This is a genomic window from uncultured Granulicatella sp., from assembly GCF_963515095.1.
In the GTDB taxonomy this organism is placed as follows: Bacteria; Bacillota; Bacilli; order Lactobacillales; family Aerococcaceae; genus Granulicatella.
In genome coordinates this window covers 1-8,933 of the sequence record NZ_CAUPXD010000041.1, presented here as the reverse complement: position 1 = coordinate 8,933, position 8,933 = coordinate 1, and the positions used below count along the sequence as shown (strand labels likewise).

Annotated in this window: 9 protein-coding genes; 4 read left to right on the top strand and 5 right to left on the bottom strand. The window is 34.4% G+C overall.

Features of this window, described 5'->3' with window-relative positions:
* Positions 1-82 precede the first annotated feature (82 nt).
* The 3 genes from rnhC to RWL86_RS07800 form a co-directional block, all read right to left on the bottom strand.
* Positions 83-997 carry a ribonuclease HIII gene (rnhC, locus tag RWL86_RS07810; RefSeq protein ID WP_314078606.1) on the bottom strand — a complete coding sequence of 305 codons (915 nt, stop codon included), beginning with the start codon at positions 995-997 and terminating at the stop codon, positions 83-85.
* 49 nt (positions 998-1,046) lie between these two features.
* Positions 1,047-1,733, bottom strand: a complete 687-nt coding sequence (locus RWL86_RS07805; protein ID WP_314078605.1) for a DsbA family protein — start codon at positions 1,731-1,733, stop codon at positions 1,047-1,049.
* 80 nt (positions 1,734-1,813) lie between these two features.
* Positions 1,814-2,404 (bottom strand): CYTH domain-containing protein, encoded by a 591-nt coding sequence (locus RWL86_RS07800; RefSeq protein WP_314078603.1) that lies wholly within the window; start codon positions 2,402-2,404, stop codon positions 1,814-1,816.
* A 159-nt stretch (positions 2,405-2,563) separates the two neighbouring features.
* Between RWL86_RS07800 and RWL86_RS07795 the strand changes: the two genes are divergently transcribed.
* Genes RWL86_RS07795 through RWL86_RS07785 form a run of 3 tightly spaced genes read left to right on the top strand, consistent with a single transcriptional unit; the run spans position 2,564 to position 4,983 of the window.
* Positions 2,564-3,226: a GTP pyrophosphokinase family protein gene (locus RWL86_RS07795; RefSeq protein ID WP_314078600.1), complete on the top strand. Its 663-nt coding sequence runs from the start codon at positions 2,564-2,566 to the stop codon at positions 3,224-3,226.
* Positions 3,227-3,258: 32 nt separating this feature from the next.
* Positions 3,259-4,074, top strand: coding sequence for an NAD kinase (locus RWL86_RS07790; RefSeq protein WP_314078599.1), 816 nt, complete (start codon positions 3,259-3,261; stop codon positions 4,072-4,074).
* 12 nt (positions 4,075-4,086) lie between these two features.
* Positions 4,087-4,983, top strand: coding sequence for an RluA family pseudouridine synthase (locus RWL86_RS07785; RefSeq protein ID WP_314078597.1), 897 nt, complete (start codon positions 4,087-4,089; stop codon positions 4,981-4,983).
* Positions 4,984-5,284: 301 nt separating this feature from the next.
* Here the strand turns inward: RWL86_RS07785 and RWL86_RS07780 are convergent, their stop codons facing one another.
* Positions 5,285-6,616 (bottom strand): N-acetylmuramoyl-L-alanine amidase, encoded by a 1,332-nt coding sequence (locus RWL86_RS07780; protein ID WP_314078595.1) that lies wholly within the window; start codon positions 6,614-6,616, stop codon positions 5,285-5,287.
* Positions 6,617-6,766: 150 nt separating this feature from the next.
* On the opposite strand from RWL86_RS07780, the gene mgtE reads away from it, so the two are divergent.
* Positions 6,767-8,134 carry a magnesium transporter gene (gene mgtE / locus RWL86_RS07775; protein WP_314078592.1) on the top strand — a complete coding sequence of 456 codons (1,368 nt, stop codon included), beginning with the start codon at positions 6,767-6,769 and terminating at the stop codon, positions 8,132-8,134.
* 41 nt (positions 8,135-8,175) lie between these two features.
* Here mgtE and RWL86_RS07770 read toward each other — a convergent pair whose 3' ends face one another.
* Positions 8,176-8,802 (bottom strand): DUF6287 domain-containing protein, encoded by a 627-nt coding sequence (locus tag RWL86_RS07770; RefSeq protein WP_314078590.1) that lies wholly within the window; start codon positions 8,800-8,802, stop codon positions 8,176-8,178.
* Between the last annotated feature and the right edge of the window lie 131 nt (positions 8,803-8,933).

Below are 8,933 nucleotides of genomic sequence, written 5' to 3'. Positions count from 1 at the left end.
TTTTGATTTTCGCAAAATCAGGACGTGCTTTCTTCTATTTTTGAGACTTTATGCCTAGCCTCACGCCTTTGTTCGTTATGGATTATTTTGCTAAATCAATAGCTTTTTGGGTGTTGGCAAAGTGTAATTTAGCAACTTTGCTTAGTACTTCCATACCATCGTATTCTAAAATTTTACTCGCTAATTCATCAACATCCGTGTGAGCACCAGATAGTAGTTTATAGCCATATTCTTTAGATAATGTTTTTAAACCTTCTAAAAAGGCATCTCTAGCAATCATCGATGCAGCAGCTACTGCGCTATGGTGGCTTTCGCCTTTTGTTTTAAAATACGTCATCGATTTAAGCGGTGTTGTTTGTTCTTGTAAATAACGGTAATAATTTTTTGGCGAACAAAATTCATCGATTAACACAGCTTGAACCGTTTCAGGATTTAATTGTTGGTACAGTAATTTAATCGCTTGATTATGAAGCAGTGCTTTCATTTCGTTTAAATTTTTTGTTTGTTGCACTTCATTGTATTTTTCAGGCCATAAAGTAAGAAGCTTGTAAGGAACTAACTCCTTGATTTTTGGAACGATTTCTTGGATTTGAGCATCTGTTAAATTTTTTGAATCTTTTACGCCAAGTAGTTGTAAAGTTTTGATTTTATCTTTTGGAACAAATGCACAAGCAACAGTTAATGGACCAAAATAACTTCCTGTGCCCACTTCATCACTTCCAATGACACTCCAAGTTGAAAAATCTTCGGGCAATCCTGTTGCCGACTTGTTTGAAGAAGATGTATTTGTAGCATCTATTAAATGATTTTTTTGAATAAATTCATCTATAGCTGTTCCTTGTAATACAACTTTTCCTGATTTGTAAGCAGTAACGGATAAAGAGGGGAGCTTTAATTGATAATATGCATGAGGGGGGATTTGATGGATGGAATTTTTATAAATTTCACCCAAATGTTGAATGGTTTGTTCATCTAATAATAATACGGTTGTTGCCATAAATAGCCTCCAATGAATAAAAAGAGACTGAAACTCAGCCTCTTATAGTTTAATGTACCATTTTAACCACACAGCATGTTTGATGCTTTTGTGTTTTTTTAGGGTATTTATCTATTGCATGATTTAGATTTTCACAGACATGTTCAATCATATCTGCAGAAATGTTTTCATGTAAGATAACTCCAAATTGTTGATTTAAATTATCAAAAATAACAAGAGAAGGGTTTGATTCAACCATCATTTCTTGCGCAATTTGTTGATCTTTTTCATATTCTTGATGAACGAGTTTGCTTGCTTTATCTTCGTAAAACATTTTTTCATCAAGTCCAATTGTTTGAATAATTTCCTGTAATAATTCAGGAGTGTATTCTTTATGAAGAAGATGTAGTTGTGTTTGCAATTCCATTAAAAAGGCTCTTCCTAATTTTTTTCCTTGTAATAGGGCAGCCTTATAAGATAGGGAAGCATCATAGATTTTTGTATAGATTTCGTTTCGTAAGTCAATATTCTTGTCATTTAACTGATTATTTTTCATATATTGCGTTACAGATTTAAAATTATGAAAAGGTATGAAATGAACGTGTACTTTATATGGAGTTCGTTCAATAAATTTCATCACTTCTTGCTCACAATGATAACATTGTTTTCCAATTGGATTAATAAATAAGTAACAGTCGAAAATTCTCTCAGTAGATAATGGACTAGGTTGAATATGACTCAGTTCACTATTCTTCACTTCTAACTAGATCTCCTTTCGTTGATTTGTATTTTTATTGTATCAGAAAATTGAAAAAAAACGGAATAAAAAGCCCTGAATTAGCCAATATTTTTAAATGCTTGTAAAGCTCGTCTAATTTTACTAATTGGTTTTTGTGGAGTAATACCATGACGATGTAAAATTTCCAAGAAGGTTTCTTTTCCTTCTTTTAAATCTTCAACTTCCATTTCAATTTCATAATCCGTTTGACCTGCATAGTGACTTTCGTCTAATACCAGTAAACAACCAGGTCTTATTAGCCCTTCTAAACGATGGGTAGTTAAAGTAGCAGTTGGAGAAATGTTTGATAATTCAATCCCTTGTTCTTCAAGCGCTAGCTTAATACTTGTTGGAAGTAAGAAAATATCTTCTTCAACCCACCATTGTAATTGTTCGCTAGGTAATTCTTCTGTAATCTCAATGACTTCGCAATCAGATTGAGGGATTTTTAACGTGATTTCTCCCGTTTGTTGTCCTTCAATAAGACGAATACGAAGAGCAGAACGATTGTTTTCCAATTGTTGGTGACAATCATAATATTGATTCGTTTGCGTAATATCTTTCGTGAAAATAGATTGAAATTCTTCTTTTAAAGCTTCGTATTGCTCTTTTGTTAGAAGATTTTTATATTCTTTTTCTAAATGGGCCATGTTTCTACCTCTTTCTATCACAAAGCTTTTTCTACTTTAGCTTAAATTACTATGAATTACAAATAATAACCATTGAAGAGTTTAAGATTATTAAAATTCTTTTAGAGTCAGTAAAAAATATGCTATTATAGGAGGGATGAGATTAAAGTAGGTGAGTAAATGGAAGAAAAATATTTACCAGAAGTTGAAGACTGGGATGCTTTTTTAGCACCATATAGTCAAGCAATTGAAGAATTAAAAATTAAATTAAAAGGCATTCGCCTTCAATATCGACAAAAAGGCAAACACGCTCCAATTGAATTTATTACGGGACGTGTGAAAACACCTGATAGTATCCGTGAAAAAATGCAAGTGAGAAAGATTTTAACAGAAGACTTTTTAGAGGGAGTACAAGATATTGCAGGACTACGGATTATGTGTCAATTCGTAGATGATATTTTTGAAGTGGTACGATTACTCCGTCAACGAAATGACTTTACGATTATTATTGAACGTGATTATATCCATCAAAAAAAAGCAAGTGGATATCGTTCCTATCATGTTGTATTAGAATATCCTGTTCAAAGAATTGAAGGGGAAGAGAAAATTTTAGTAGAAATTCAAATTCGTACATTAGCGATGAATTTCTGGGCAACAATTGAACATTCGTTAAATTATAAGTATAAGGGAGAATTCCCAGAAATTATTCATGAGCGATTAGAAAGAGCGGCAGAGGCGGCCTTCTTATTAGATGAAGAGATGTCACAAATTCGAGAAGAAATTCGAGAAGCTCAATATATTTTCTCAACGAATAAAGAAAATCAGCGTAAGAGAAAATCATAAATATTTGAAAAAAGAGAAGGGTGGGTGAATCGATGAAAGTAGGGTTATTTTATAATCAATCAGAAAAAAGTCAAAAAGTAGCAGATGAATTTTTGAATTTATGTTGTAATAAGGAATTTGAACGAGATGATGAAAATCCAGATGTTGTGATTACCATTGGGGGAGATGGGACTTTACTTGGTGCTGTTCATCATTATAAATCTCAATTAGATCATATTCGTTTTGCAGCGATTCATACAGGACATTTGGGTTTTTATACAGATTGGCGTGATTTTCAAGCAGGTGAATTAATTGAAAGCTTGAAGCATGATCAAGGGGAAAGTGTGAGTTATCCTTTATTAGATGTTACTTTAGAAAAAACTGACGGTACGATTGATTACCATATTGCTTTGAATGAAGCAACTTTAAGAAAAGTAAATGGAACACTTGTCTGCGAAGTATTGATTAATGGTGAATTATTTGAGAACTTTAGAGGAGACGGCGTTTGTGTTGCAACTCCAACGGGTTCAACTGGAGTGAATAAATCATTAGGGGGAGCCATTGTTCATCCAAGAGCAGAAGTGATGCAAATGACGGAAATGGCTTCGATTAATAATCGTGTTTATCGTACATTAAGTTCTCCAATGATTTTTTCGCCTGAAGAAGTACTTACCCTACTACCTCATAGTGAAAATGGGATGGTGTTATCAATGGATCATTTAACATATGATGCGAATGATATTGTTAAAGCACATTTACATATTAGTAAAAAGCGTGTTTCATTTGTACGCTATCGTCATACTCATTTTTGGGATAGAGTGGAAAACTCTTTTATCGGAGCAAGAGAAATAGACTTAGAAGAAAGATAATGAGGGAAATCATTGAATTTAACATGGACTTATCCGTATTCATCACCGATGATGATGCGTAGTTTTTTACAAGAAAAAGGAATTACAAAAACATTTTTAGCCCATGTCAAACGAAATGGGAAATTACTCGTCAATGGTCGAGAGGAAATTGTTTTAAAGACATTAGTGCCTGGTGATGTACTCACAATGGTGATTCCACCTGAAGGAGAGCATGAAACAGTTGTTCCCAGTCATATTCCTTTGGATATTTTATTCGAGGATGACTATTTATTAATTGTAAATAAGCCACAAGGAACAGCTTCGATACCGTCACAATTACATCCAGACCAATCAATGGCAAATCGTGTAAAAGGTTATTTACAAACAACAAGAACTCAAGATTGTGTGACTCATGTTGTGACGAGATTAGATCGTGATACAACGGGCGTGATGATGTTTGCCAAACATCGTGTAGTTCATGCGTGGATGGATCAGGCGCTTCGAAATAAAACGATTCAGAAGACGTACCATGCAATTGTGACGAAACAGGATGTTTTGAAAGAGCATGATTTGATTGATGCGCCGATTGGTCGAACGGATGATTCGATTATTAATCGCTGTGTGAGACCGGATGGAAAGCCTTCTTTAACGGAGTATTGGTTAGAGGAGACGTATCAGCATAGTCAATTGGTGAAGATTCGTTTGCATACGGGGCGTACGCATCAGATTCGTGTGCATTTTAGTTGGCTTGGTTGTCCGTTGTTAGGAGACGATTTATATGGTGGCGAGAAGATTGAGCCTCTTGTGAGGCAGGCGCTTCATTGTAGTCAGTTGGATTTTGTTCATCCGATGACGGGGGAGAAGATGTGTGTGAAGGCCCCGTTTCCGACGGACATGGCGGAGTGGATAGAAGAAGATAGATACAAATAGATAGATACAAATAAACTTTCCTATAGTACTAGGACGCTAGCAGCCCCCTGTGGGGTCTCATAGCTAAAAATCAAGCCTAGGGTCTTGATTTTCCCTGTAATAAAAGCCGATTGGCTTTTATTACTCGTACTATGGGAAAGTTTATTTGTATCTTCGTAGGGGAAGGCAGGAAGGGACGTACAAGAATGTGTTCAAGGAAGCCAGTAGCCAGCTATAAGATTTCTTGCTTTTGTACTAAGGGAAAGTTTTCCGTTTACGAATAAAACCCGAGAAAGTTAGATTGCTTTCTCGGGTGTTTCTTTTAGTTATTATAATATTGTTGGATTCCTTGAGCGATTCCGTCTACTAATTTTTGTTGGTATTCTTTTGTACGAATTTTTTGTGATTCTTTTGAATCGTCCATATATCCTAATTCTAATAAAACAGCAGGCTTGTTTGTTTCACGTAATACGGCAAAACTCTTCGATAATAATCCAGCATCTTTTGCTTGAGTCGTTGCTAAAACTGATTGATGAATATAAGAACCAAGTTTATAACTATATTTCAAGCGAGTCGGATTATCATGCCATTTTTTATTAATGACAGAAGGAATATTACCCGTTGGTTGATACATATAGGTTTGAATTCCATCTTCACCACTATCAAGTCCATGACCTGTTGCATTAAAATGAATACTAATAAACATATCTGCATTTGTTTCATTCGACATTTTAGAACGTTCAGTCACGAAATCAACAAAAACGTCTGTTGAACGGCTCATAATGACTGTATAACCAAGGGATTCTAGTTTTGTTTTCAATTGCTGAGAAACTTGAAGGGTTAAGTCTTTTTCCTTTAATCCTAAATATTGGGCACCAGGATCTTTACCACCATGACCAGGATCTAGGAAAATCACTTTTTGATAGTTACTTGTGGCAAATGGTAATTCATTTGAAGTTGTGTTTTCCTTTATTTCTCGAATCCATGCACCATTTCCGTTAAAGCTATGAAGAGCTCCATTAATGACATGAGAACCTGTTACGTATAACCCATTTCTATCTAGATAGAACCATGCTTGATAAGAAGAATCATAAATCCACTCATTTTTTGCCATGTATCCACCTGATTTTAAGTAATAATCATCTTTCCAAGTGTTTTGAGCAAAACGGCCATTAGCAGTAATATAGAACCATGATTGATACGTTGTATCATAAATCCATTCGTTTTCCGCCATTGCACCAGAAGGTTTTAAATAGTAGGCATCTTTCCATTGATTCGTTAATAAAATTCCTTGCGTATTAAAGATATACCAATGTTGGTTAATCTCCATCCATTCATTTTGAGCTAAAGTTCCAGAAGGCTTTGCATAATACCAATGATTATTTTCAAAAATCCATTCGCTACTTGCCATTTTTCCATCTTTATGGAAGTAGTAGGAATTCCAGAATGTTTGTTTTAAGCTCTCGCCTTGTTCATTGTAGTAGTACCAAGCACCATCTACTTGTTTCCATTGATTTTTAATAGTTGAAGTAGAAACTGCTGTCTTACTCGTTAACTCTTGCTTAGTATCGGTTGTTTCTTGAGCAAAAATTGGAGCAGAAGCACATAGGCAAGCACCTACGAGTAAAGTTGATAAGAAAAGTCTTTTTTTCATAATGTATCTCCTAATCATTTATTTGTTATCAGTGTAGCAAAATCAATGAATAAAATCTATAAAAATAAAGGAGTTCATATTGTCAATTTTGTAGGATAAAAGGTATAATTATTTCAAGTGAAAAAAGAATGAATAAATAGAGGTGATTCGATGCCTGAAATGGCTTATGAATTTGATGAAATTTTAGAACAAATTCATCATACGTTAAAAACAGATGATAAACATCAATTTAAAGAAATATTTTTAGAAAACCATACTTATGATCAAGCTCAGATTTACTTATCACTAAGTGTGGAACAACGTCAATTGGTATATCAATATCTGTCGCCAGAAGACATGGCACCTGTATTTGAAATTATTGAAGAAGATGTTGAAGATGTGGAAGAATATCTTCGTGAAATGGATGAGCGTTATGCTGCAAGAATGTTGGCAGAAATGTATGCCGATAATGCAGTAGATATTTTGCAACAAGTACAAGAAGATGAAGTTAGAAAATATTTGCGCATGATGCCTCATAAAACTTCCAATGAAATCCGTGTATTATTAAATTATGAAGATGATACAGCCGGTGCGATGATGACTACAGAAATTATCGCAATCCATGAAAGTCAAACAGTTGGAAGTGCGATGACGACTGTTAAAAAAATGGCAGAAGAAGCAGAGACAATTTATTATGTGTATGTTGTAGATGAAGAGAATCGCTTAAAAGGTGTCTTAACACTGAAAGACTTAATTGTTCATAAAGAAGATGTGAAAATCAGCGAAATTATGGTCGATCGTGTTGTTTCTGTAGAAGTACAAGAAGCACAAGATGCTGTAGCAAAAATGATTCGAGACTATGACTTCTTAGCCATTCCAGTTATTGATGAAGAAGAAAAGTTAATAGGGATTATTACAGTCGATGATGCCATTGATGTTATCGATGAAGAAGCAACAAGTGATTACTCAGGTTTAGCAGGGGTAGACGTAGATGAACAATCTGTGAACCCATTTATTGCGGCGTCAAAACGTTTGCCATGGTTAATTAGTTTATTATTCTTAGGATTAACAACAGCTGCTTTATTAAGTCGTTATGAAGGAATTATTGGACAAGCTAGTGTATTATCTATCTTCATTACATTAATTACAGGTACAGCAGGGAATGCGGGGACACAATCATTAGCCGTTGCGGTTCGTAAGATAGGATTAAATGAAGACGAACCAGTGTTTGTAAAGACGATATTGTCAGAAGTTGCAACAGGGATTATTAGTGGGATTGCCACAGGATTGATTATTTTTATCGTAGTAGGTTTATGGCAAGCAAACTGGATTTTAGGTGGTATTATTGGAGTGTCAATGTTTTTTGCGATTACAGTAGCAACCATTGCCGGAAGTTTAATTCCATTGTTAATTGACTCTATGGGGTTTGACCCTTCATTCGCGAGTGGTTTATTCATTACTACAGTCAGTGACTTAACGAGTGTATTTGTATATTTCACGATTGCAAGCATGTTTCTTGAGAAATTTTTAGGAATTTAACAAAAAATGGCTCCACCTCAAAAAGGTCGAGCCATTTTTAATTATTCAGAAACTTTGTAATACATTGCTTTTTTCAGTGCGTCTGAAGTGAGGGCAGATTGAGTACCGAATAAACGATCTTTTGATGTATCAGAAGTATCTTTATTTCCTTCAATGAGTCCATAAGTAACAACTTGATTTTTAGGAACAAAAGTCATAATGGCACTCCCAACGGTTGGTTGATTTTCTAATGGAGTAAAAATCCAGTTTAACAGTCCTTCTTGATATTGAGTTTGAGTTGGTTGAACTTTATAAGTAGATTCTTTAACAGAAACTGTTCCATTTTCATGGAAAGTTAGTTCTTGACCATAGTCATTTCTCCATGTTCCTTTAATACTTGAAAGATTTCCTGTTTTAATTTCTTCTATATTCATGGAAGTTGGAGTTGAAGCAGTGTTCTTTTTAACAATCACTTTCTCAGCTTCTTGAGTAGTTGTTTCTTGTTTTGTTTCAGAAGCTGCTTTAGTTGTAGTTTGTTGTTCTTTAGTCGTCGATTCTTTCGTTGTTGAAGTAGTTGTAGAAGAAACAGTTGTTTTAGTCGTAGTTGTTTCGGAAGTTTTTATTGATGGACTCTTACAAGCTGTTAAAATAAACAAACTAGATAATAATACTAAATACTGCCTTTTCATATAAATCCCTCCCTTTATGTACCTATAGTATAGAACAAATTGTATAAAAAAACGATGACCTTTAAAGAGATTTAAAAAAATCGTGAATTGTCAAGTCAAGTGCAACAAGCACTAACTTATCCTATATAGCT

Excerpts from the sequence above, each read along its gene's own strand:
- RWL86_RS07770 (WP_314078590.1), bottom strand. The coding sequence starts at position 8,802 with ATGAAAAGGCAGTATTTAGTATTATTATCTAGTTTGTTTATTTTAACA.
- RWL86_RS07790 (WP_314078599.1), top strand. The coding sequence starts at position 3,259 with ATGAAAGTAGGGTTATTTTATAATCAATCAGAAAAAAGTCAAAAAGTA.
- RWL86_RS07800 (WP_314078603.1), bottom strand. The coding sequence starts at position 2,404 with ATGGCCCATTTAGAAAAAGAATATAAAAATCTTCTAACAAAAGAGCAA.
- mgtE (WP_314078592.1), top strand. The coding sequence starts at position 6,767 with ATGCCTGAAATGGCTTATGAATTTGATGAAATTTTAGAACAAATTCAT.
- RWL86_RS07780 (WP_314078595.1), bottom strand. The coding sequence starts at position 6,616 with ATGAAAAAAAGACTTTTCTTATCAACTTTACTCGTAGGTGCTTGCCTA.
- rnhC (WP_314078606.1), bottom strand. The coding sequence starts at position 997 with ATGGCAACAACCGTATTATTATTAGATGAACAAACCATTCAACATTTG.
- RWL86_RS07795 (WP_314078600.1), top strand. The coding sequence starts at position 2,564 with ATGGAAGAAAAATATTTACCAGAAGTTGAAGACTGGGATGCTTTTTTA.